The 21368-nt window shown below is 66.0% G+C and carries 24 protein-coding genes; 13 read left to right on the forward strand and 11 right to left on the reverse strand.

Features of this window, described 5'->3' with window-relative positions; all coding sequences use genetic code 11:
* Positions 1–37: 37 nt before the first annotated feature.
* From KBY67_RS12820 to KBY67_RS12830, 3 genes are read right to left on the reverse strand one after another with little or no spacing between them, the layout of a single operon-like run.
* Positions 38–346 (reverse strand): urease subunit beta, encoded by a 309-nt coding sequence (locus KBY67_RS12820; RefSeq protein WP_255111453.1) that lies wholly within the window; start codon positions 344–346, stop codon positions 38–40.
* Entirely contained in the window at positions 343–645 is a 303-nt protein-coding gene (locus tag KBY67_RS12825) for an urease subunit gamma (protein ID WP_255111454.1), read from the reverse strand. The genes KBY67_RS12820 and KBY67_RS12825 overlap by 4 nt, the downstream gene beginning before the upstream one ends.
* A gap of 52 nt (positions 646–697) precedes the next feature.
* Positions 698–1618, reverse strand: coding sequence for an urease accessory protein UreD (locus KBY67_RS12830; protein ID WP_255111455.1), 921 nt, complete (start codon positions 1616–1618; stop codon positions 698–700).
* Between the two features lie 107 nt (positions 1619–1725).
* Between KBY67_RS12830 and ureE the strand changes: the two genes are divergently transcribed.
* The 8 genes from ureE (at position 1726) to urtE (ending at position 9122) form a co-directional block, all read left to right on the forward strand.
* Positions 1726–2310, forward strand: coding sequence for an urease accessory protein UreE (gene ureE, locus KBY67_RS12835; protein ID WP_255111456.1), 585 nt, complete (start codon positions 1726–1728; stop codon positions 2308–2310).
* Positions 2307–3008 carry an urease accessory protein UreF gene (locus tag KBY67_RS12840; protein WP_255111457.1) on the forward strand — a complete coding sequence of 234 codons (702 nt, stop codon included), beginning with the start codon at positions 2307–2309 and terminating at the stop codon, positions 3006–3008. Before ureE ends, KBY67_RS12840 begins: the two co-directional genes overlap by 4 nt.
* Before the next feature lie 21 nt (positions 3009–3029).
* Positions 3030–3638 carry an urease accessory protein UreG gene (gene ureG, locus KBY67_RS12845; RefSeq protein ID WP_255111458.1) on the forward strand — a complete coding sequence of 203 codons (609 nt, stop codon included), beginning with the start codon at positions 3030–3032 and terminating at the stop codon, positions 3636–3638.
* Between the two features lie 148 nt (positions 3639–3786).
* Complete coding sequence (gene urtA / locus KBY67_RS12850) at positions 3787–5088, forward strand: urea ABC transporter substrate-binding protein (protein ID WP_255111460.1); 1302 nt, start codon at positions 3787–3789, stop codon at positions 5086–5088.
* 139 nt (positions 5089–5227) lie between these two features.
* Positions 5228–6385, forward strand: coding sequence for an urea ABC transporter permease subunit UrtB (locus KBY67_RS12855; protein WP_255111461.1), 1158 nt, complete (start codon positions 5228–5230; stop codon positions 6383–6385).
* A gap of 60 nt (positions 6386–6445) precedes the next feature.
* On the forward strand, positions 6446–7552 hold the full coding sequence (urtC, locus tag KBY67_RS12860) for an urea ABC transporter permease subunit UrtC (RefSeq protein WP_255111463.1): 1107 nt from the start codon (positions 6446–6448) through the stop codon (positions 7550–7552).
* A 68-nt stretch (positions 7553–7620) separates the two neighbouring features.
* The gene (gene urtD, locus KBY67_RS12865; protein ID WP_255111464.1) at positions 7621–8367 is read left to right on the forward strand and encodes an urea ABC transporter ATP-binding protein UrtD; all 747 of its coding nucleotides are present in this window, start codon (positions 7621–7623) and stop codon (positions 8365–8367) included.
* 29 nt (positions 8368–8396) lie between these two features.
* Positions 8397–9122, forward strand: a complete 726-nt coding sequence (gene urtE / locus KBY67_RS12870; protein WP_255111465.1) for an urea ABC transporter ATP-binding subunit UrtE — start codon at positions 8397–8399, stop codon at positions 9120–9122.
* 70 nt (positions 9123–9192) lie between these two features.
* On the opposite strand, the gene KBY67_RS12875 is transcribed toward urtE, so the two are convergent.
* From KBY67_RS12875 to KBY67_RS12910, 8 genes are all read right to left on the reverse strand, one after another.
* On the reverse strand, positions 9193–9462 hold the full coding sequence (locus KBY67_RS12875; protein WP_255111466.1) for an FmdB family zinc ribbon protein: 270 nt from the start codon (positions 9460–9462) through the stop codon (positions 9193–9195).
* An 86-nt stretch (positions 9463–9548) separates the two neighbouring features.
* Positions 9549–10754 carry a formamidase gene (fmdA, locus tag KBY67_RS12880; protein WP_255111467.1) on the reverse strand — a complete coding sequence of 402 codons (1206 nt, stop codon included), beginning with the start codon at positions 10752–10754 and terminating at the stop codon, positions 9549–9551.
* A 98-nt stretch (positions 10755–10852) separates the two neighbouring features.
* Positions 10853–11350 carry a hypothetical protein gene (locus KBY67_RS12885; RefSeq protein WP_255111468.1) on the reverse strand — a complete coding sequence of 166 codons (498 nt, stop codon included), beginning with the start codon at positions 11348–11350 and terminating at the stop codon, positions 10853–10855.
* Between the two features lie 50 nt (positions 11351–11400).
* Positions 11401–12246, reverse strand: coding sequence for an aminotransferase class IV (locus tag KBY67_RS12890; RefSeq protein WP_255111469.1), 846 nt, complete (start codon positions 12244–12246; stop codon positions 11401–11403).
* The gene (locus KBY67_RS12895; RefSeq protein WP_255111470.1) at positions 12247–13593 is read right to left on the reverse strand and encodes an anthranilate synthase component I family protein; all 1347 of its coding nucleotides are present in this window, start codon (positions 13591–13593) and stop codon (positions 12247–12249) included. It lies immediately after the preceding gene.
* Positions 13590–14258 carry a 7-cyano-7-deazaguanine synthase QueC gene (gene queC / locus KBY67_RS12900; RefSeq protein ID WP_255111478.1) on the reverse strand — a complete coding sequence of 223 codons (669 nt, stop codon included), beginning with the start codon at positions 14256–14258 and terminating at the stop codon, positions 13590–13592. The genes KBY67_RS12895 and queC overlap by 4 nt, the downstream gene beginning before the upstream one ends.
* Before the next feature lie 32 nt (positions 14259–14290).
* Positions 14291–16348, reverse strand: a complete 2058-nt coding sequence (locus KBY67_RS12905) for a protein kinase domain-containing protein (protein WP_255111471.1) — start codon at positions 16346–16348, stop codon at positions 14291–14293.
* Positions 16348–17373, reverse strand: a complete 1026-nt coding sequence (locus KBY67_RS12910; RefSeq protein ID WP_255111472.1) for a cysteine synthase A — start codon at positions 17371–17373, stop codon at positions 16348–16350. The genes KBY67_RS12905 and KBY67_RS12910 overlap by 1 nt, the downstream gene beginning before the upstream one ends.
* 101 nt (positions 17374–17474) lie before the next feature.
* On the opposite strand from KBY67_RS12910, the gene egtB reads away from it, so the two are divergent.
* From egtB to KBY67_RS12935, 5 genes are read left to right on the forward strand one after another with little or no spacing between them, the layout of a single operon-like run.
* Entirely contained in the window at positions 17475–18698 is a 1224-nt protein-coding gene (gene egtB, locus KBY67_RS12915) for an ergothioneine biosynthesis protein EgtB (protein WP_255111473.1), read from the forward strand.
* On the forward strand, positions 18695–19720 hold the full coding sequence (egtD, locus tag KBY67_RS12920; protein ID WP_255111474.1) for an L-histidine N(alpha)-methyltransferase: 1026 nt from the start codon (positions 18695–18697) through the stop codon (positions 19718–19720). Before egtB ends, egtD begins: the two co-directional genes overlap by 4 nt.
* A 21-nt stretch (positions 19721–19741) precedes the next feature.
* Positions 19742–19966, forward strand: a complete 225-nt coding sequence (locus tag KBY67_RS12925) for a hercynine metabolism small protein (protein WP_255111475.1) — start codon at positions 19742–19744, stop codon at positions 19964–19966.
* A gap of 19 nt (positions 19967–19985) precedes the next feature.
* Positions 19986–20498, forward strand: coding sequence for a hercynine metabolism protein (locus KBY67_RS12930; protein WP_255111476.1), 513 nt, complete (start codon positions 19986–19988; stop codon positions 20496–20498).
* 14 nt (positions 20499–20512) lie between these two features.
* Positions 20513–21313 (forward strand): YdcF family protein, encoded by an 801-nt coding sequence (locus tag KBY67_RS12935; protein WP_255111477.1) that lies wholly within the window; start codon positions 20513–20515, stop codon positions 21311–21313.
* Positions 21314–21368: the final 55 nt, after the last annotated feature.

A 21368-nucleotide genomic window follows, 5' to 3' on the forward strand; every position in this document is an offset into this window, starting at 1 on the left:
CAAAGGAACGGGGGATGGGCAGGGCGGCCCGGGGGGCTCAGTCGAGGGGGCCGTTGATCAGGCCGTTGAAGCCATAGACGCAGCGGGAGCCTGCCAGGGGCACCAGCTGCACGGGACGTTGATCGCCCGGCTCGAAGCGGATCGCGGTGCCGGCGGGGATGTCGAGGCGCTGGCCCCGCGCCGACTCCCGATCGAAAACCAGGGCATGGTTGGCCTCGTAAAAGTGGAAGTGGGAGCCCACCTGCACCGGACGATCACCCCGGTTGGCCACCTCGATCGTGGTGACCGGCCGGCCGGCGTTGAGCTCCAGGCTGCCGGGTTCAGGAAACAATTCGCCGGGGATCATCGGATCGGATCGTGCAGGGTGACGAGCTTGGTGCCATCGGGGAAGGTGGCCTCCATCTGCACCTCTGGGATCAACTCCGGCACCCCCTCCATCACCTGCTCGCGGTTGAGCCAGGTGGTGCCCTCGGCCATCAGATCCGCCACGCTGCGGCCATCACGGGCCCCCTCCAACACCAGGAAACTGAGCCAGGCCACGGCTTCCGGGTGGTTGAGCCTGAGGCCCCGCTGCAGCCGGCGCTCCGCCAGAAGCGCTGCAGTGACAATCAGGAGCTTGTCCTTCTCCTGGGGGGTGAGATACATGGGCCGGGGCGTTCCGGCTGCACTCTGGCAGTGGCAGCGACGATGAGCAGGTTCAGCAGGAACCTTCGCCCGCCAGGGGCGTTTCCTGAAAGGGCCAGACACGCGGCAGCTGCGGCGGGGCCAGGCCGCGCTCGGCGCGGATCCGCGCCCAGATGCGGGTGAACCACCAGCGGGCCGCCTGGGTGGAGCCGCCCCGGTAGCGGGCCACCAGCCCCTGGTCCAGCCGGCCGCAGGCCATCTCCCCCTCCAGTCCGGCCCGATCGGCGCGGCAGAGCTCCAGCAGGGCTTCCGGCACCAGCGCCGGGGCTGCCCACACCAGGCTGCCGAACACCGGCATCCCCGAAAGCCCGTGGGACGAACGCAGGCTCTCCCCCGTCAGCTCCAGCTGATCGACCACACTCCAGCGCCCCTGCCGTCGCACCTCCAGGCGCGAGCGCCAGCAGCCCTCCCCCAGGGTTTCGCCGTCGGCACTGCGCCCCAGGCGGACCACATCGGCCCCGAGCCAACTGGCTCCTTCGGCCAGCTCCACCCGGCAGCTCTGTTCGATCAGACCACCGGCAAACACCACCACCTCCTGGGGGAGCCATTCCAGGTCCGCGCCCTCCGACAGCTCAAAGCTCAGCCGCTGACGGCTCCAGCGGCCCCGGGGCGCCAGACGGGAGCGGCCCACCGATCCGTACACCTTCTGGGCAGCGACGCTGGTGAGCAGGGCACGGCTGTGGGGCCCGAGCTCGGCTCTGATGCTCAACTCATCCCCCCCCACCAGGCCACCGCCGGTGTGGAGCAGGGGCAGTTCACAGCGGCCATCCTCACGGGCAAAGGCCCGCTGGATCTTGAGGGGGGCGGTGGCACCGCCCTGGTGCTGGGTGCCGCGATCAGCCAGGCGATGGAAGCTGAGGCTGGCCTCAGCGCACCAGGGCTGGGGGAGGGCGCTCAGCATCGCCAGGTTGCGTTCCAGAGAGTTCGGCACCATCCGGGGAATCCTGGCCCAGGCCGCCAGGGCAGATTCGGTAGCAATCGGCACAATCATTGCCCCCCGGCCTGGGGAGGCTGGCGTCTGGTTCTGAGGCTGTCGGCCCTGTGTCCACGCCCCCGAGCTGGAGTCACCCCCCAGCCACGCCACCGCTGCAGCTGGAGTTGCGCTGCGACGCCCCTGGCCAGGGACAGGAGCCGGAAGGGGACCTGCTGATGCTGAATCTGCCCTTGAGCGCCCAGGAGCGCACCAGCCTGCGCGGGCGGCGGCGCGCCTCCTGCGGCCGCGAGCTGCTGCTGCAACTGCCGCGGGGACCGGCCCTCGAGCCGGGTGAGCGGCTGATGCCGGCCGATGGCCATGTGCTGGTGGTGGTTGAGCCGGCGCCTGAGTCGGTGCTGGTGGTGCACAGCCCGGATCCCATGATGTTGCTCCAGGCCGCCTACCACCTGGGCAACCGCCATGTCTCGCTGGAGCTTCGCCCTGGGGAACTGAGGCTGCTGGAGGATGGGGTGCTGGAGGAGCTGCTGCGGCAACGGGGGCTGTTGATCGAGCACCGTCTGGTGCCGTTTCTGCCGGAGCCGGGCGCCTATGCCACGGCCAGCCACTCCCACGGTCATGACGGCGGTCACGCTGGCGGTCACGCCGGCAGCCAGGACAGCCACCACAATCACGGCAGCGTTCAGCCGCGATGAGTGTCGCCGGGCTGCATCTGCTGCAACTGGTGAGCCCCGCCCTGCCAGTGGGAGCGTTCAGCTACTCGGAAGGGCTGGAAGTATTGGTCCAGCGGGGAACCATCACTACGGCGAGGGCTCTGCAGGACTGGCTCGAAGCTGAGCTCCGTCGTGGCGGCATCCGTATCGAGGCGGCAGCCCTGGGCCCGCTGCAGGAGGCCCTCCGCGAGCACCAACTCATGGCCACAGTGGGAGCAGAGAGCGATGAAGCTCAGCTGGCCAGGGGAGCGTTGATCGATCTCGACGGCTGGCTGCTCGCCCAGCGCGAAGCGAGCGAGCTGCGGGCCCAGCAACGTCAGATGGGACGCTCCTTGCTGCAGCTGCTGGCGCAGCTGGGCTGGCCGCTGGAGCCAGAGGTTGAACTGGCCTGGCCGGCAGCCTGGGCCTGGGCGGGGCTTTGCCTGGAGATCCCCCTGCCAGATCTGGTGGTGGCCTACCTCTATGGCTGGTGCGCCAACCAGATCAGTGCCGCCGTACGCCTGGTGCCGCTGGGGCCCACCCAGGGGCAACGGCTGCAACTGGCCCTGACCCCGTTGCTGGTGGAGCGGGGTCAGGAGCTGGCGCTCGCCGATCCCCGCGAGCAATGGAGCGGCGGTATCGGCTCCGGCCTCTGCCAACTGCACCACGTCGAGCTTTACTCCAGGCTGTTCCGCAGTTGATCGCCAAGGCAGGCCCCCAGCATGAGCAAACTGCGCGTTGGAGTGGCCGGGCCTGTGGGATCCGGCAAGACCGCCCTCGTCGAAGCCCTTTGCCGGAGGCTGCGGCAGGAGCTGCAGCTGGCGGTGGTCACCAATGACATCTATACCCAGGAAGACGCTCAGTTCCTGACCCGCGCCGGCGCCCTGGAACCGGAACGCATCCGCGGGGTGGAAACGGGAGGTTGCCCCCACACCGCCATCCGTGAAGACTGCTCGATCAACCGTGCCGCGGTGGAGGAGCTGGAGAGTCAGTTCCCCGATCTCGATCTGGTCTTGGTGGAGAGCGGCGGTGACAATCTGGCGGCCAGTTTCAGTCCAGAACTGGTTGATCTGTGCATCTATGTGATCGACGTAGCCGCCGGGGACAAGATCCCCAGGAAAGGGGGCCCGGGCATCACCCGCTCCGACCTGCTGGTGATCAACAAGATCGATCTGGCACCGATGGTGGGAGCCGATCTGAGTGTGATGCAACGGGACACTGAACGGATGCGAGCCGGCCGGCCCTGGTGCTTCACAAACCTTCGCAGCGGAGAAGGCCTGGAGCGGGTGGAATCCTTTTTGCGTGAACAATTACCTAGTCCGCAGGCCTGAGCCAGGAACCAGAGTTCGCCAGCAGATCCACACACGCCGAGCCCCCGAGGACGTTTCGTGCGAACGGATACACAATGCCGCGAGCGATCTCCGTAAGTTTCGCCATGCCGTCAGCGTCGCGGCATACCCTCACCTTGACAAAGCACCAATGGTTCAGAATCTCTCTCGGCGGCTGTTTGCCGGACTTGCTGCTTCCGCCGTCAGCATCACTCTGGTGTCCTGCGGTGGCGGTGGGGGTGGAGACTCCGCTGGCAAATTCGATGGTGAAGTCAAAGTCGGCATTCTCCACTCCCTGAGTGGCACCATGGCCATCTCAGAAACGACCCTCAAAGAGGTCGAAGAGATGGCCATTAAGGAAATCAATGACGCCGGAGGCGTCAAGGTTGGTGGCAAGTCGTTCAAAATCGTCCCTGTGATCGAAGACGGGGCTTCCGATTGGCCCACCTTCGCCGAAAAATCGCAGAAGCTGATCGACTCCGACAAGGTGGCCGTGGTCTTCGGCGGCTGGACCTCCGCCAGCCGCAAGGCGATGCTGCCGGTGTATGAGTCCAAAAATCATATGCTCTTCTACCCGATTCAATATGAAGGGCAGGAGTGCTCCAGGAACATCTTCTACACGGGTGCCGTCCCCAACCAGCAGGCTGAACCAGCCGTTGACTGGCTGATGAAGACCTACGGCGACAAACTTGGCAAAAAGGTCTATCTCGTCGGCTCTGACTACGTCTATCCCCGGACTGCCAACACCATCATCAAGGAGCAGATGAAGGCCCTAGGCGGTGAAACCGTTGGGGAAGATTACATCCCTCTCGGAAACACCGAGGTGGCTCCGATCATCGCCAAGATTAAAAAGGCATTCCCCGATGGTGGCATCATCATCAACACCTTGAACGGTGACTCCAACGTTGCCCTCTTCAAGCAGTTCAAGGCTGCCGGAATCGATCCGGCCAAATATCCAATCATGTCTTTCTCGATCGCCGAGGAGGAAATCCGCCAGATCGGTCCCGAGTACACCACAGGCACCTATGCGGCCTGGAACTTCTTCATGAGCCTGGATACCCCGGCATCGAAGAAGTTCACCTCCGACTTCCAGGCCATGTATGGAGCTGATCGGGTCACGGGTGACCCGGCTGAATCGGCCTACAACATGGTGTACCTCTGGAAGAACGCCATTGAGAAAGCCGGCACCTTCGAAGATCTCGACAAGGTCCGCAAGACCATGATCGGCATCAAGTTCGCCGCACCCCAGGGCGAGATCGAAATGTTCCCCAACCACCACACCTCTGAGCGTGTGTTGATCGGGGAAGCCGAAGCCAGTGGTCAGTTCAAGATTCTCGAAGACAGCAAGAAGGCCATTCCGCCTATCCCCTGGAACCAGTTCGTGCCCGAAACCAAGGGCTTTACCTGTGACTGGACCAAGGACAGGCCCGACGCCGGCAAGTTCAAGATGTGATCACCACCATCCCCATGGGGCGGTGAAGGATCGGTGGTTCCTCCTGGAGCCACCACCTTCTGGCTTGAAACACCACCAGATTCAACCTGGTCCAGCATCGCTAACGCATTGCTGGACCTAATTTTCAACATTCATTCCGTTGGAACTCTTTTTTTCTCAGATCCTCGATGGCCTCAGCATCGGATCGGTTCTGCTGCTTGCAGCAACCGGTCTGGCCATCGTTTTTGGCTTGATGGGGGTCATCAACCTCGCCCATGGTGAGTTTATGATGTTAGGCGCATATGTCACCTACGTGGTGCAGTCGGTGTTCAAGCCCATGGGTGGTGTGATCTTCCAGCTGTATTTTCCGGTCTCCTTGGTGCTTGCCTTCATCGTCACGGGGCTGATTGGCGTGCTGCTGGAGAGAACGTTGATCAGACAGCTCTACGGCAGGCCCCTGGAAACCCTGCTGGCCACCTGGGGCGTCAGCCTGATTCTCATCCAGCTGATTCGAAGTGTTTCAACAGCCATGATGCTTGGCATCATCGTCGGCGTTGCTGCCGGACTCTTAGTTTCTAAGTTACTGCGCGCGAAGTTCTCACTCAAGCCTTTCTTCACCTATCTCAATGGACTCGGCTGGGCTCTCTCCATCGTCATCGGTCTGATCGCCGTCAACGTCTTCGATCAGGTCCGCCCCCTCGCCAAGCCCTGGTTCGGTCCCCGCAACATCGACGTGACTGCGCCGAAATGGCTGCAGGGAAGCTGGGGGATGATCGGCACCATCGAACTGCCCGGACTGAGGATCTTCATCATCCTGCTCTCGGCCCTGTTGCTTCTGGCCACCTACTGGTTCCTGAACAAGAGTGTCTGGGGTCTGCGCATCCGTGCGGTAACCCAGAACCGTCAGATGAGCAACTGTCTCGGCATACCGACCGATCGCGTGGACAGCATCACCTTCGGCATTGGATCTGGACTGGCCGGGGTGGCTGGGTGCGCCATCACCCTGCTGGGATCGGTGGGCCCCAACCTGGGTGCCGCCTACATCGTGTCCTGCTTCATGGTGATCGTGCTGGGCGGAGTGGGCAACCTGCTCGGCACGGTGATCGCGGCGATGCTGCTCGGGATCATTCAATCGGTGATCGGCTCGGGCACCTTGCTCACCATCTTCCCTGACATGCCTGCGGCGGCCCGAGGGGTCACCGAATTCTTCGCGACCACAAGCATGTCACTGGTGCTCGTCTTCATCTTCATCATCGTCTTCCTTCAGTTCCGGCCCAACGGCATGTTCCCCCAGAAGGGTCGCTCGGTCGATGCTTGAGCCGATCATCCCCTCCTGCTGCAGCGTCCCATTCCATCTCCCCACGTGGAGGCCTCTACCTTGAAACTCTTTCAAAGACTCGTCCCGTGGATTCTGCTGGCGGTAGCCCTGTTCATCCTGCCGGCGGCCCTCGACGATTTCCGGCTCAATCTCTTCGGTCGTTATTTCGCCCTTGCCATCACGGCTCTGGCGATCGATCTGATCTGGGGATACACCGGTCTGCTGAGCCTGGGTCAGGGGATCTTCTTCTCGCTGGGTGGGTATGCGGTCGCCATGTACCTGATGCTCAATACCAAGAGCCTGGCGGGTGGCAACGGCATCCCCAAGTTTTTCGAGAACTACGGGGTTGCTGAGCTTCCCTTCTTCTGGAAGCCCTTCTGGTCGCCTGTGTTCACGCTTATTGCCATCTGGGTGATCCCTGCAGTGGTGGCAGGTCTGGTGGGTTGGTTGATCTTCAGAAACCGAATCAAGGGGGTGTATTTCTCGATCATCACCCAGGCCGCGTTGATGGTGTTCTTCCACTTCTTCAACGGCCAGCAGAAGCTCTTCGACGGCACCAACGGCCTCAAGACCAGCACCTCCGAGCTGTTCGGACAACTGGTCGGCTCCCCTGACATGCAGGTGGTGTTCTACCGCCTCACGGTGATCCTGCTCCCCCTGGCCTTTCTGGTCTGCCGGTACTTCACCACCGGTCGCTTCGGTGATGCCCTGATCGCTATCCGAGACGATGAATCAAGGTTTCGATTTGCCGGTTTCAATCCAGTCCCGTTCAAGACCATCGTCTTCCTGGTGGCAGGAGCCCTGTGTGGCATCTCCGGCGCCCTCTACACCGTCCAGTCAGGCATCGTTTCGCCCCAGTACATGTCGATCTCCTTCTCGATCGAGATGGTGATCTGGGTGGCTGTGGGCGGAAGGGGCACCCTGGTGGGTCCGATCATCGGTGCCACGGTGGTCAATTACCTGCGCAGCCTGGTGAGTGAGGCACTGCCTGAGGCCTGGCTCTTCGTTCAGGGGGCCCTGTTCATCTTCGTGGTGGTGCTCATGCCCGATGGCATCTACGGCTGGGTTACCAACGGCGGCCTGAGAAGTCTGCTGGCTGCCTTCGGCATCGCCAAGAAGGCAACAACCTATCCCCGACTCGATGAGGAGGCTCTCCCGGTGGACTAGGGAGCCCAATGATGCTGCCAGGTTTTCCCTCGTGACTGCTTTCTCGAATACGCACCTTTCCGATGCCCATGTCAGAACCTCTCCTCGAGCTCAATGATGTCAGCGTGAGTTTCGATGGTTTCTATGCCCTCACCGATCTCAGCCTCAAGCTGTACAAGGGTGAACTGAAGTCGATCATCGGGCCCAACGGTGCCGGCAAGACAACGTTTCTGGATGTGATCACCGGCAAGGTGCGGCCCACCAAGGGCTCGGTGACCTTCAAGGGACAATCTCTGCTGGGTGTTTCGGAGCAGCAGATCTCCCGTCAGGGGATCGGCCGCAAGTTCCAGACTCCGCGGGTCTTCGAGAACCTCAGCGTGCTGCGCAATCTCGAGCTGGCCGCCTCCCCCGTGAAGAACGCCTTCAGCCTGCTGAGCTCCGGGCTTCCCCAGAACGCCAAGGACGAGGTTCATCGCATCATGAACTATGTGGGCCTGGCCCCCTTCGCCACTGTGAAGGCCGGCTCCCTCTCCCATGGCCAGAAGCAATGGTTGGCTATCGCTTCCCTGGTGGCCCAGGCACCCGAAGTGCTGCTCCTGGATGAACCGGTTGCCGGCCTCACCGATGAAGAAACCCTGCGAACCGCCGAGCTGATCAAGTCCCTGGCTGGTGACCACACCGTGGTGGTGATCGAGCACGACATGGAATTCATCCGGGATCTCGATTTCGACGTCACCGTTCTGCACCAGGGACAGGTACTGACCGAAGGTCCGCTGGACCAGGTCAAAGCCGATCCCAGAGTCATCGAGGTCTACCTGGGGCCGCCCGAACAGTAACCGCTTTCCGACCTTCAACCACCGCCCCCATGTCTTCCACCAGCGAAAAGCCCCTGCTCCAGGTCAACGGCCTGAATGTGTATTACGGAGAAAGCCATATTCTCCGTAACGTTGATCTGAGCATCCAAGAGGGCACAATGGTGTGCCTGATCGGTCGCAACGGCGTCGGCAAGACCACGTTTCTGAAAACGATCATCGGTCTGCTGCAGCAGCGCTCCGGCAGCATCGCCTACGGCGATGGACATCTCGCCACCCAGCCTCCCTACAGAAGAGCCCGGGCTGGCATCGGCTATGTCTCCCAGGGCCGGGACATCATCCCCCAGGTTTCGGTCAAGGAGAATCTCCTGCTGGGCATGGAAGCGCTTCCCGGAGGTCTCGAGAAGAACCGCCATATCGATCCGTTGGTCTTCGATCTCTTTCCGATTCTCGAGAAGTTTCTCAAGCGCAAGGGAGGTGACCTCAGTGGCGGTCAGCAGCAGCAGCTGGCCATCGCCCGAGCTCTGCTGGGCAAGCCAAAACTGCTGCTGCTTGATGAACCTACCGAAGGGATTCAGCCTTCGATCATCCTCGACATTGAGCACGCCGTTCAGCGGATCATGAAGGAGACTGGCATCAGTGTTCTGCTGGTGGAGCAACATCTTCACTTCGTGCGCCAGTCCGATTTCTATTACGCCATGCAGCGGGGTGGAATTGTGGCCAGTGGCAAGACGGATCAACTCTCCGACGAGGTGATCAAGGAGTTCCTGACGGTCTGATCGAACGCGTCCGGGCGTTGGCTCCTGGCAGGAGTCGACGCCCTCGCTGGAGCTCCGGCTTTCATGGGTATCAGCAGCCTCGATTCAGCATCCAGGGGCGCGTGGTGCTTTGCTTCAGTCGGGGCCCCGCCGGAGGGGTACCTTGCTTGCGTACCAGTCGCGGTTCCGACTGTTCCTGCTTCAGCCGCAGGGGACCGCTGAGAGACATCACCGGAGTGAACACGCGCTTGCCTTCAGCGTCACAGGCAGGACAGTTCGTGTTGCTCTGGCGCTCATCGATGCTGCGCCAGACTTCATAATTGTCGCAGCCGTTCGCGCAGCTGAATTCATAGACAGGCATCGTGGGAGGAAGCAGAGATCTTGGCAAAATATCGACACAATAGAAAGGGGGCCTGTTGCTCAGGCCCCCAGACCCAGCGTTGCTGATTAGCAGGGAAGGATATCCTGGTCGAAGATCGAGGTTGGTATGGCCAGGGTACAACAGGCATTGGGAATGTCGACGATGCCGCTGATCCGTCCCTCCACTGGCGCACAACTCAGCAGAAGGTAAGCCTGCTCACCGGTGAAGCCAAACTTCTTGAGGTACTCGATCGCATTGAGGCAGGCCCGCCGGTAGGCGATGTGCACATCCATGTAATATTGCTTGCCAGAAAACTCATCCACCGAAATACCCTCAAAAACGAGGTAATCAGTGAAATGCGGCTCCACCGGACTGGTCTTGAACATGGGATTAACCATCCCATACTTTGCCACTCCCCCCTTGATGATCTCTACGTGTAGATCGAGGTAGCCCGACATCTCGATGGCTCCACAGAAGGAGATTTCGCCATCCCCCTGGGAGAAGTGGATGTCTCCCATCGAGAGCTTGGCTCCTTCCACATAGACGGGGAAGTAGATCTTTGTGCCTTTGGTGAGATTCTTGATGTCGCAGTTGCCGCCATGCTCCCGGGGTGGCACCGTGCGAGCGGCCTCATTGGCCACCCGCTCGAACTCCGAACTGGCCAGGGTTCCGAGGATGGCGCTGTTGGGATTGGGCAGGGCCGCCAGCACCGGCTCACTGCCGGAGAGGCCGGCGCCGTAGGTGCGGCGGTCGGGGGCGGTGTTCACCAGCTCGGTTTCACGCCGGTTCCACTCCCTCAGCAGCTCATGGGAGGGGGCGCAGCCAATCAGGCCGGGGTGGGTGATGCCGGCGAAACGTACGCCGGGGATGTGTCTGGAACTGGTGTAGATCCCTTCAAGATCCCAGATGGCCTTGGCCGCCTTGGGGTAGTGATCCGTGAGGAAGCCGCCTCCGTTTTCCTTGGCGAAGATGCCCGTGAAGCCCCATTCATCGCCCTGCAGGGCGCCGACATCGAGGATATCCACCACCAGGATGTCGCCAGGCTGGGCACCATTCACCCAGATCGGCCCACTCAGGACATGGACAACCTCAAGATTAACATCGGCGATGTCCTGCGGATCATCATTGTCCTTGATCTGGCCATCGGTCCAGTCTTTGCATTCGATCCTGAACACATCTCCCGGATTGACTGAAACCACCGCCGGGATGTCGGGATGCCAGCGGTTATGGCCCGGCATCTCCTGCTGGTCCATCGTCTTGGTGAGATCGACCTTGAATAGTGTTTTCGGCATCGAGTGGACGGGTCGGTGCGGTTTTCACCCATATCCAACGCGAGTACTCCAAGGCAAGCAGTATCAGCGGTTACAGGACCACCCGCTCAGCGGACCGGTCACTGGCGTGCCGTGCTGTCATCGAAATCACCGCGGCGGCAGAGGTTGTCCCTGAGGCGTGCCGTCCAGGCCTGAGGTTTCAGGTCACCACTGGCCTCGATCCGCCCATCAAAATGGTAAAGAATCTGCCAGCGACTCTTGCCACTCAGTTGAGCGGCCTCGGCCACATCCGTGATGGGGTAGCCATAGAGATTGTCGTAGGAGGGCCAGCCGGGCGTGTCCTTGATGCTGCAGACGGCGTTGAGAGCGTGCAGGCGTCCGTCTGCAGGCTGGCCAGGACCATGCAGGCGCACGGCCCCCTTGTAGAGGCCGTTGGACACTCCGGGCTTGAAGGTCTGGGCCAGTTCCACCCGGGTGCCCTCCGCCGCCACCAGCACATCCCCCAGCCTGGCGTTCTGAACGGCCACCTCCTTGGGCCCGCCGCAGGCCGAAAGCCCCGCCAGCAGCACCATCAACCCCGGGATCACCGCTGCCGCCTCGACCCTCACGCTGTTCACCCGCTGATGATCAGACGCTATGACAACTGCTTGCGGCGATGGCCCCTGGATCAATCGTCAGCGAGCAAGCCACGCCAGAAGTGCTCCGGCTCGGGCCAGGTGGGCAGAACTTCCCCCTCCAGAGACCGGATCGGTCGGCAGCCGAGGCTGTTGATCAGCAGCGCACCATGCCGCAACTGAGAGGCCCCGATCGGCGCCGGAGCCTCCTGGACCAGCCCCAGGGCCAGGGCCCTGGCCCGCATCACCCCTGGCAGGCAGCCACTGGTCAGTGGCGGAGTCCACCAGCCCCGGGGTTGGCGCACCAGCAGGTTGGCGCTGGTGCCGCAGCAAAGCCCACCTGCCGTGCTCTCCAGCAACGACTCCTCCTGCCCCGCCCGCTGGGCCTCCAGCCTGGCCAGCACGGAAGCGCCATAAGCGAAGGTCTTGCAGGAGCTGAGCTGACTGGCGGCATTGCGCCGCTCGAGACGGCTGATTCCAGCGGAAACCGAGCCGAAGTCAGGCCGGGCGGCGCTGAGCTGCAACCAGAAACGTCCTGGTCCGGCTGAGGGTTCGAGGCCGCGGCCCCCATCGCCCCGGCTCCAGTTGAGCCGCAGAGCCCCGCTGCCGATCCCGCTGCGCTCGATCGCCTCGCGGGCCAGCACCGCCACCCGCTCCTGCTGCGGTGGGGGCTCCAGCCCCAGAACGGTTGCCCCCCGCCGCCAGCGCTGAAGGTGCTGCGTGAGCAACCGGGGGCGGCGCCCCTCCACCAGGACCGTTTCGAACAGCCCATCCGCCAGGCTCAGGCCCCGATCCGAGAGCGGCACAGCCAGGCTGCCGGGAGTCCCCCACCGCCCCCCCTCGGGCCCATCGATCCAGGCGATCGCGGCGGCTGGCGGCTGTCGCGAATCCCCCTCCATTCAGGCCAGAGCCTCCAGCAGGGGATCCAGTTTCCAGGCCAGTTCCTCGGCTTCGGCGGCGGGGCTGGAATCGGCGACGATGCCGCAGCCGGCATGGGCGCGCAGGCGCCGGCCCCTGAGCATCAGGCTGCGGATCAGGATGTTGCTGTCGAAGCCACCATCGGCGTCGAGCAGGAACAGCGAGCCGCAGTAGGGCCCGCGGGGCACGGGCTCCAGGGCCGCCAGCCGCTGACAGGCGCGCACCTTCGGGGCACCGGTGATCGAGCCCCCCGGCCAGCAGGCCCGCAGCAGATCCACCAGATCAGCCTCCGGCCGCAGCGCTCCCTCCACCACGGAGGTGAGGTGATGCACCTGGCGGTAGCTCTCCAGCCCGAGCAGCTGCGGCACCGCGATCGAGCCGCTGCGGCAGACCCGGCCGAGGTCGTTGCGCAGCAGATCCACGATCATCACGTTCTCGGCCCGGTCCTTGGCGCTGGTGATCAACTCGGCGGCGGCGGCGGCATCGGCTGCAGCACTGGAGTGGCGGGGCCGGGTGCCCTTGATCGGGCGGGTCTCCACCCGCCCATCGCCCTGCAAGCGCAGAAAGCGCTCGGGCGACGCCGAGAGCACCGCCTCGCCCTCCTCAGCGAGCGAGGCGATCGCCACACCAGCAAACGGAGCCGGGCAGTGACGCCTCAGCCGGCCGTAGAGCTCCAGGGGTGAGACCGGCTGCGGCAGCAACAGCTCGCGGCAGGCGCTGAGATTGGCCTGGAAAAGATCGCCTGCGGCGATCCACTCCCGCAGGGCCGCCACCTGGCCGGCGAAAGCTTCAGGGGTGGTGTGCCAGTGCCATTGACCGGGCGGCAGACCACCGGACGGTGCGGCTCCGGGGGGCAGTGGCTCCTGCGCCGATCCCGCGCCTTCAGGGCACGACTCGATCAAGTCCGCCATCGCCCCCAGCCGCCGCCGGTCGTCTCCCTCCAGCCAACAACGCCGCTCCAGCAGATCGAAGTGCAGCAGTGGGTCATAGCGAGCGGCCCAGAGGCTGGCTGTATCCGCTGAGCGCCAGTGGGCGCCGGGCTCCACCCAGGCTCCCGCCTCATAGCCCAGCCAGCCCAGCCAGGCCCCACCCCCCTCCAGCAAATCCCGCATCGCCACGAAGGGATCGCTGGCGCCGGCCTCTGACGGCAGGCCCCGGCACTCCACCAGCTCCAGGGGATCCAGGGCCAGGATCGAGCGGCGTCCCAGGGCCGTGCCATCACCGTCCAGCCAGACCAGGCCCTCCAGACCAAGCCGCTCTGCCAGCCAGTTCACCAGGGGCCAGGGCTCCCGCCAGGGCAGGGGCCGGATCAGTCTCTCCCGGCTCATCCAGGTCCAGGGCTGGCCAGCTCGGGATGCCCGGCGTCCCGCAGGGCGGCATCGCGGATGTGGCAGCTGTCGCAGCGGCCGCAGGGGACGGCCCCGCCGGCATAGCAGCTCCAGGTGCGCTCGATCGGCAGGCGCAGGCGCAGGGCCTCCTCGACGATCCGGGTCTTGCTCCAGCTCAGCAGCGGCGCCCAGAGCTGGGCCCCCTGGCCCTCCCGGCCGGCCTTGCTCGCCAGGTCCGCCAGGCTCTGGAAGGCGGCGAGATAGTCGGGGCGGCAATCGGGATAACCCGAGTAATCCACCGCATTCACCCCCAGCACCAGCCGGGAGGCCCCCTTGGCCTCGGCCAGGCTGAGGCCAAGGGAGATGAACACCGTGTTGCGGCCCGGCACATAGGTGGGAGGGATCACCCCCTCCACCACCCCCGCCTGCGGCAGGGCGATGCTGGCGTCGGTAAGGGCCGAGCCGCCCCAGGCGGCCAGGTTCACGGCGATGGTGTGGTGCTCAATCAGACCGAGATGAGAGGCGAGGTGGGCCGCGGCCTCCAGTTCTTGGCGGTGGCGCTGGCCGTAGTCGAAGGAGAGGCCGATCAGCTGATACCCCGCTTCGATCGCCAGGGCCGCGGCGGTGGCCGAATCAAGGCCGCCGGAGAGCAGGGCCACGGCCAGCGGAGCGGAGCCCAGGGGGGTGGCGGCGGCGATCAACGGGTCTGGGGCGAGTTGCCCTCGGGAGCCGCCGCCGGCGGCGGCTGGGGCGGACGCTGGTCGACCTCAGGGGTGGCGGGAGTGGACGGCTGCGGGCGCGGCGGTGCATCCTCCTCCTCCTCCTGGCTTCCAGGCTCAGCCCCCTCAACCGGGTCCGGCGGTCTGGGCGCGCGCGGCGGCGGATCAGCCCGCAGCGACAGGGTGATGCTGGCGGGGGCCACGCCTTCGTTGCTGATCAGCAGCTGGACCTGGTCGCCGGCCACCGCCCCCAGGCTCACCACCCGCAGGGGACCCTTGGGCTCCAGCACCTGGCCCTGGGCGTCGAAGACGCTCATCTGAATCAGCGGCGATCCATTGACCCCCAGCACCAGCTGGTGACCCCTGGGGATGCGGATCGGGAACACCCGAGCCCCGTTGGCCTCCAGTTCCGCCGACTGCACCCGCGCCTGACCGGGAGTGGCCAGGATCGACTCCACCCGCAGGCTCGCCAGGGTCTGCTGGGCGGCGGCGTACCAGAGCTGGCGGAAGGGCTCGGGGGGGATATCCATGCTGGTGCGGCCCGGCAGCAGGGCCTGGGCATTGCCGGAAACCAACTGACGCAACACCGGGGCGCTCAGGCCCTGGGCGGCCAGCCGCCGCTGCTGGCTCTCCCAGTCGGAGCCGCTGAAACTGCCGAGCTTGCGGCGCACGCCGATCGGCAACTGCTCCACCCGCGCCAGCCACTCCTCGGCCAGTTCATTCCAGACCTTGCGCAGGGGGGAATCCTGCAGCGCATCGCTGGGCAGGCGACCGCCCCGCTCGGGGAACTGGGCCATCAAGTTGGCATCCACCAGGTTGAGGAACCAGCCACGATCCACCTGCAGAGCGCGCAGGCGGTTGAGCAGCTCCTGGCGCTGATCCACTTCAGCGGGCGGCAGGCTGGCAGTGAGCGGGCGCTGGGGGGCTTCCCGGGCCTCCTCCCTGGGCACCTTGCCGCGGCCGAGCAACCACCAGCCCAGGGTGATGCCCACCACCGCCGAGATCACCAGGGCGATCACCACAGGCCAGAGGCGATCTTCCACCGCCTCATCCTTGACCTGCTGGCGGCTGCGCAGAACAGCGGCAGGCGGCGGGGGAACCGGAGCGGGTGGCTCAGGCGACGCAGGCGGCGATGCAGGCGGAGGCGGCGGTGCCTCGGCCAGCGTGGTTGACGGCACAGACGGTGGCACCAGCACGACGGTGCGGTCGGCCCGGGGCACGGGGCCGAGGCTTTCCGGCATCGGCAGCTGCTGAAAGGCCTCCAGCGCCTGGGAGGCCGTGCTGAAGCGGTGGTCGGCATCGGAGCTGAGCAAACGCTCCAGCGGCGCCCGCAGGGCTGGTTCGAGCTGGTCGGCGGCAGGCCAGCTCCAGGCGAGGGTGGTGGGATCGAGCAGGGCCGCCGGCTGCTCCCCCGTGAGCAGCACCAAGGCCACCACCCCGAGGGCGTGCAGATCCATCCAGGGCTGCACGGGCTCACCCCGGCCCAGCTCCGCCGGCGCATAGCCCGGGGTGGCCCCGCCCGCCTCAGCCTCGCCAGACCCATCACGCACCAGACCGAAATCCAGCAGCACCGGCAGGCCGTCGCGGTCGCGGCGCAGCAGGTTGGCTGGGCTGAGATCGCCATGCACCAGGTCCTGGCCATGGAGCGCAGCCAGCACCGGCAGCAGCTGGCGCACCAGCAGCAGCACCTCCCCCGACCCAAACACCAGCTGCCGCTCCCGCCGCGCCGTCAGCAGCTCCTGATACGTGGGTCCCCCCTGCCACTCGCGCACCAGCCAGAGCTCCTCACCGCGGGGAATGGCCTCACCGATGCGGGGGATCTGGGGATGGAGCACCCCCTGCAGGCGGCTCCAGAGCTGGCGCCAGTGCTGCTGATCCTGCTCGGGGCCCAGCTGGCGCAGGGCCATCAGCGCCCCGCCGGCCAGCTGATCACTGGCGCGCCAGAGCACCCCCTGGGGGCTGCGGCTCAGCTCCGCCTCCAGGCGATAGCGATCGGCGATCAGCAGACCTGGCTCAGCGACCTGGGCAAGATCCATCAGGCCTGAACCCGCTCGCGGCGGGGCTGGCTGAGTCCGCGCGAGGCGAGCCAGTCGGCGTCGTAAAGGCGGGAGCGGTAGCGATCCCCGCTGTCGCAGAGCACCGTCACGATCGTGTGGCCGGGACCGAGCCGGCGGGCCGTTTCGACCGCCGCCGCCACGTTGATGCCCACCGAGCCGCCCATGAACAGGCCTTCACGCCAGAGCAGCTGATAGATGGTGTCCAGGGCGCTCTGGTCGTCGATGCGCACCGCATCGTCGATCGGCGCTCCTTCGAGGTTGGCGGTGACACGGCTGTTGCCGATGCCCTCGGTGATCGAGCGGCCCTCGGACTGCAGCCCGGCACCGGTGGCCCAGGCATGGAGAGCGCTGCCGTGGGGATCGGCCAGCACGCAGCGCACCCGCTCCGAGCGCTCCTTGAGGAACAGGGCCACGCCGGCATAGGTGCCGCCGGTGCCGGTGGCCGACACCCAGGCGTCGATGCGGCCGCCGGTCTGCTCCCAGATCTCAGGGCCGGTGGTGGCGTAGTGGGCGCGGCGATTCGCCAGGTTGTCGAACTGATTGGCCCAGATGGCACCGGGGGTTTCAGCGGCGATGCGGCCCGAGAGCTTCACGTAGTTGTTGGGGTCGCGGTAGGGGACCGCCGGCACGGTGCGCACCTCGGCGCCGAGGCTGCGCAGCAGGCCGATCTTCTCCGCCGACTGCGTGTCGGGGATAACGATCAAACTGCGGTAGCCGCGGGCATTGCAGAGGTGGGTGAGGCCGATGCCGGTGTTGCCCGCCGTGCCCTCCACCACGGTGCCGCCCGCCTGCAGGGCGCCCGACTCCTCGGCCTCCAGCAGGATGCCGAGGGCCGCGCGGTCTTTGACGGAGCCGCCTGGGTTCATGAACTCGGCCTTGCCGAGGATTTCGCAGCCGGTCAGATCGCTGAGCAGGCGCAGGCGAATCAGAGGGGTGTTGCCGACGGCTTCGACAAAACCCTGGCTGATGCCTGCCTGGGTGCAGGATCCCTGGCGGATGCCCATGGCAGCGGCTTTGTCACAACGGTTGGCTGTGGCCGATCGTAAGGGGGTCAGCTGCTCTCACCGATCCCCACTAGGCTCCCTCCCAGCTTGTCCCCGATCCCATGGCTTCCGCGGCTCCCAGCGCGGCCCTGCTGGAGCGGCTGGGGGCGATCCGTCAGCGCAGCGAAGAGCTGGTGGCCGATCTCGAACCGGAAGACCTCTGCCTGCAGGGCATGGCCGACGCCAGCCCGCCCAAGTGGCATCTCGGCCACACCACCTGGTTCTTCGAGACGTTCCTGCTGCTGCCCCACCTGCCGGGTCATCGGCCCGCCGACAGCCGCTGGGGCTTTCTGTTCAATTCCTATTACGACGCCATCGGCGAGCGCCATCCCCGCCCCCAGCGGGGTCTGCTTTCCCGCCCACCGATGCGGGAGGTGATGGCCTGGCGGCGGCAGGTGGACGGCGGGCTGGAACAGCTGCTGGAGCGACTGGTCGATCAGCCCCAGGCCACGGCGGCGCCGGTGCTGGTGCTGCTGGAACTGGGTCTGCAGCACGAGCAGCAGCACCAGGAGCTGCTGCTGATGGACCTGCTCGATGGCTTCAGCCGTAACCCGCTGGAGCCCGCCTACCGCCAGCCCGCCGCCAGCCCCGCCGAAGAGCCTGAACCCCTGCAGTGGATCGAGCATCCGGGTGGTCTGGTGGAGATCGGAGCCGACCCCGAAGGCGGCTTCCACTTCGACAACGAGGCGCCACAGCACCGTCACTGGCTGGAGCCCTACAGGATCGCCAGCCGGCTGGTGCGCAATGGAGAGTTCGCGGCCTTCATCGCCGCTGGGGGCTACCGCCGGCCGGAGCTGTGGATGAGCGAAGGCTGGGCCCTGGTGCAGCAGCGCGGCTGGCGGGCACCCCGCTACTGGCGCGGCTCTGAGGGCGAAGGCTGGAACTGGGAGTTCAGCCTGCAGGGGAGACGCCCGTTGCAGCCGCAGGCTCCGGTTCGGCACCTGAGCTGGTTCGAAGCCGACGCCTACGCCCGCTGGGCAGGCGGGCGTTTACCCACGGAAGCGGAGTGGGAATCCGCCGCCCGGGGTGGCCACCCCGCCCTGCGGGAGCTGGAGGGTCAGGTCTGGCAGTGGACGGCCAGCGCCTACCGTCCCTATCCGGGCTTCGCGCCTGCCGCCGGCGCGGTAGGTGAATACAACGGCAAATTCATGAGTTCCCAGATGGTGTTGCGCGGCGGCAGCGACTTCACCCCGCCTGGCCACAGCCGCCCCAGCTACCGCAACTTCTTCCCGCCAGCCAGCCGCTGGATGGCCAGCGGTCTGCGCCTGGCCCAGGAGCGGCGATGAGCAGCCAGCCCGGCCTCAAATCCCGGCCGCTTTCACCGGCCGTCGCCATGCTCGATCTGCATCCAGCCCCGGCCGACATGGCCCGACTGGTGATCGAGGGCCTGAGCCGCACACCGAAGCAACTGCCGGCCTGGTTCCTCTACGACCACGAGGGCTCCCGCCTGTTCGATGCCATCTGCGAGCAACCGGAGTACGGCCTCACCCGCACCGAAACCGCCCTGCTCAACCGCCATGCCCCCGCCATGGCCGCAGCCCTGGGCAAGGGAGTGCTGGTGGAGTTCGGTGCCGGCAGCGCCCGCAAGGTGTCGCCCCTGCTGGAGGCCCTGGCCCCGCCGGCCTACGTGGCCCTCGACATCAGCGCCGAGCATCTGCGGCAAGCCTGCCGCAACCTGCAGCAACGCCATCCCACCATCCCGGTGCTGGGCATCTGCTGCGACTACAGCCTGCTCCAGGAGCTGCCCCAGCAGCCCCTGCTGGCGGGCCGGCGCCGTCTGGGCTTCTACCCCGGCAGTTCCCTGGGCAACTTCGATCCCGCTGAGGCCGTGACCCTGCTGGGCCAGTTCGCCCGCCTGCTGGGAGGCGATGGGCGGCTGCTGATCGGCATCGATCAGCCGCGCTCGGTTGCGGCCCTGGAAGCGGCCTACAACGACCGGGCGGGCCACTCCGCCGCCTTTGCGCGCAACCTGCTGGTGCGCCTGAATCGGGAGCTGGCCGGCGATTTCGATCCCGCCAGCTTTCGCTATGAGGCCCATTGGCAAGGGCAGCACTCGCGCATCGCCATGGCCCTGGTGAGCGAGCACGAGCAACAGGTGAGCCTGGCTGGAGCTCGCTGGCGCTTTGGCGCCGGCGAAGCCCTGATCACCGAGTACAGCCACAAGTACAGCCCCGAGGCCTTCAGGGCCCTGGCGGCGGCGGCGGGCTGGCAGGCCCTGGAGCGCTGGAGCGCCGACGACGACAGCGTCAGCCTGCACCTGCTGCAACCGGCGACAGTGGGGAGCGCACCAGGCAGACTCAGCATCTGATCAGCAGCGAGACGAGCAGGGATGAGCAGGGATGACCAGCGTCGGGCGATGCGCGAGTCGCGCGAGGGTCTGATCGAGCAACTGGAGCAGCTCTACCGCGAGGCCTTTGATCGCATCAGTGCCCAGGATCTCGGCGAAGGGGCCATCGCCCGCCTCACCCAGCTGCTGCTGCGCTCCCGCGAAGCGGCGATCACGCCCCTGGAAGAAGAGATTGAAGCCCCCCTGATCACCCGCGCCCCGGAGTGAGCCCTGCCGTGACACGCCCATGAGCAGCAGCTGGTTTGAGCAATTGGAGTCGCAGCTGGAGCAACAGCTGGAGGCTTTTCTCGGCAGCCATCCCGGCCAGCAGGACCTGCTGGAGCGGGAGGAGCAGCAGGAACGACAACGGCGCCTGCGCCTGCAGCGCCTGCAGATCCAGGCCCAGGCCGAGCAGTTGCGCCAGACCCTGCTGCAGGTCGCCGGCGAGATCACCCAGTGGCAGCAGCGGGTGGAGCGGGCGCGGAGCGCCGGTGCCCTGGAGCTGGCGTCCCGCGCCGAGGCCCACCAGGGTCAGCTGATGGGCCAGGGGCGCGATCACTGGCAGCAGCTGGGGGAACTGGGCAAGGAGTTTGCCCGGGTGGAGCAGGAGCTGCAGGAGCTGGAGCAGCGGCAGCAGGCCCAGCCCAAGCCCAAGCCCAAACCCTCCGGCGAGGGCGATCTGGAGCAGGCCTGGGCCCACTTCGAATCGCGCCAGGAGCTGGAGGAGCTGCGCCGCCGCTCCAGCCCGAGCAGCCCCTGAACGGGGCCAGGTCCATGGGCTTCCTGCTCTCGAAACTGCTGCCGCAACTGCTCTATCCCCTCAGCCTGGGGCTGCTGCTGGCTCTGAGCGGCCTGCTGCTGAGGCCAAGGCGTCGCTGGAGCACCCCCATGGGGGGCCTCGGCCTGGCTCTGCTCTGGATCAGCGCCCTGCCGATCACAGCCAGGGAACTGGTCTGGGGGCTGGAGGCCCGCAGCGCCGCCCTGACTCCCTCACCGATCCCACGGGCCGACGCCATTGTGGTGCTGGGCGGGGGCCTCCGGGCGGCGCTGCCCCCCAGGGCCGGGGTGGAGGTGAATGAAGCCGGCGACCGGCTGCTGAGTGGGATCCGGCTGCTGAAGGACCAGCGGGCGCCGCTGCTGCTGCTGAGCGGAGGCCGGGTGAGCTTCAGCGGCGGGGATCCAGCCCCGACCGAAGCCCTCAGCGCCCGCAGCCTGGCGCTGGAGCTGGGGGTGTCCGCCGATCGCCTGCTGCTCAGCGATCAGGCCCGGACCACCGCCGAGGAAGCCAGGGATCTGCGCCGGATCGGCCAGTCCCGCGGCTGGAGCTCGGTGCTGCTGGTAACCAGCGCCCTGCACATGCCTCGGGCCCTGGCCAGCTTCCGCCGCCAGAGCGGGCTCCAGGTGGTGCCGGTGGCCTGCGACTACCTGCTACCGGCCCGGGATCAACTGGGCACACCCACCGCCGGATCGGTGCTGCTGTCGCTCTGGCCCGATGCCGGCTCTCTGCTGCTGAGCAGCCTGGCCATCAAGGAACATCTTGGCCTGCTGGCCTACCAGCTCAAGGGCTGGGGTTGAAGGGCGGGGCTGAGGGGGCCTACTTCTTCGGAGCGGGGGGCTCCAGGCTCACTCC

Source organism: Synechococcus sp. RedBA-s, from assembly GCF_024345495.1.
Classification (GTDB): domain Bacteria; phylum Cyanobacteriota; class Cyanobacteriia; order PCC-6307; family Cyanobiaceae; genus Regnicoccus_A.

Excerpts from the sequence above, each read along its gene's own strand:
- egtB (WP_255111473.1), top strand. The coding sequence starts at position 17,475 with ATGGCTTCCGCGGCTCCCAGCGCGGCCCTGCTGGAGCGGCTGGGGGCG.
- fmdA (WP_255111467.1), bottom strand. The coding sequence starts at position 10,754 with ATGCCGAAAACACTATTCAAGGTCGATCTCACCAAGACGATGGACCAG.
- urtA (WP_255111460.1), top strand. The coding sequence starts at position 3,787 with ATGGTTCAGAATCTCTCTCGGCGGCTGTTTGCCGGACTTGCTGCTTCC.
- KBY67_RS12935 (WP_255111477.1), top strand. The coding sequence starts at position 20,513 with ATGGGCTTCCTGCTCTCGAAACTGCTGCCGCAACTGCTCTATCCCCTC.
- KBY67_RS12830 (WP_255111455.1), bottom strand. The coding sequence starts at position 1,618 with ATGGTGCCGAACTCTCTGGAACGCAACCTGGCGATGCTGAGCGCCCTC.
- KBY67_RS12890 (WP_255111469.1), bottom strand. The coding sequence starts at position 12,246 with ATGGAGGGGGATTCGCGACAGCCGCCAGCCGCCGCGATCGCCTGGATC.
- urtD (WP_255111464.1), top strand. The coding sequence starts at position 7,621 with ATGTCAGAACCTCTCCTCGAGCTCAATGATGTCAGCGTGAGTTTCGAT.
- KBY67_RS12895 (WP_255111470.1), bottom strand. The coding sequence starts at position 13,593 with ATGAGCCGGGAGAGACTGATCCGGCCCCTGCCCTGGCGGGAGCCCTGG.
- ureG (WP_255111458.1), top strand. The coding sequence starts at position 3,030 with ATGAGCAAACTGCGCGTTGGAGTGGCCGGGCCTGTGGGATCCGGCAAG.
- KBY67_RS12925 (WP_255111475.1), top strand. The coding sequence starts at position 19,742 with ATGAGCAGGGATGACCAGCGTCGGGCGATGCGCGAGTCGCGCGAGGGT.
- KBY67_RS12930 (WP_255111476.1), top strand. The coding sequence starts at position 19,986 with ATGAGCAGCAGCTGGTTTGAGCAATTGGAGTCGCAGCTGGAGCAACAG.
- KBY67_RS12875 (WP_255111466.1), bottom strand. The coding sequence starts at position 9,462 with ATGCCTGTCTATGAATTCAGCTGCGCGAACGGCTGCGACAATTATGAA.
- KBY67_RS12825 (WP_255111454.1), bottom strand. The coding sequence starts at position 645 with ATGTATCTCACCCCCCAGGAGAAGGACAAGCTCCTGATTGTCACTGCA.
- KBY67_RS12820 (WP_255111453.1), bottom strand. The coding sequence starts at position 346 with ATGATCCCCGGCGAATTGTTTCCTGAACCCGGCAGCCTGGAGCTCAAC.
- egtD (WP_255111474.1), top strand. The coding sequence starts at position 18,695 with ATGAGCAGCCAGCCCGGCCTCAAATCCCGGCCGCTTTCACCGGCCGTC.
- KBY67_RS12910 (WP_255111472.1), bottom strand. The coding sequence starts at position 17,373 with ATGGGCATCCGCCAGGGATCCTGCACCCAGGCAGGCATCAGCCAGGGT.
- KBY67_RS12905 (WP_255111471.1), bottom strand. The coding sequence starts at position 16,348 with ATGGATCTTGCCCAGGTCGCTGAGCCAGGTCTGCTGATCGCCGATCGC.
- urtE (WP_255111465.1), top strand. The coding sequence starts at position 8,397 with ATGTCTTCCACCAGCGAAAAGCCCCTGCTCCAGGTCAACGGCCTGAAT.
- KBY67_RS12840 (WP_255111457.1), top strand. The coding sequence starts at position 2,307 with ATGAGTGTCGCCGGGCTGCATCTGCTGCAACTGGTGAGCCCCGCCCTG.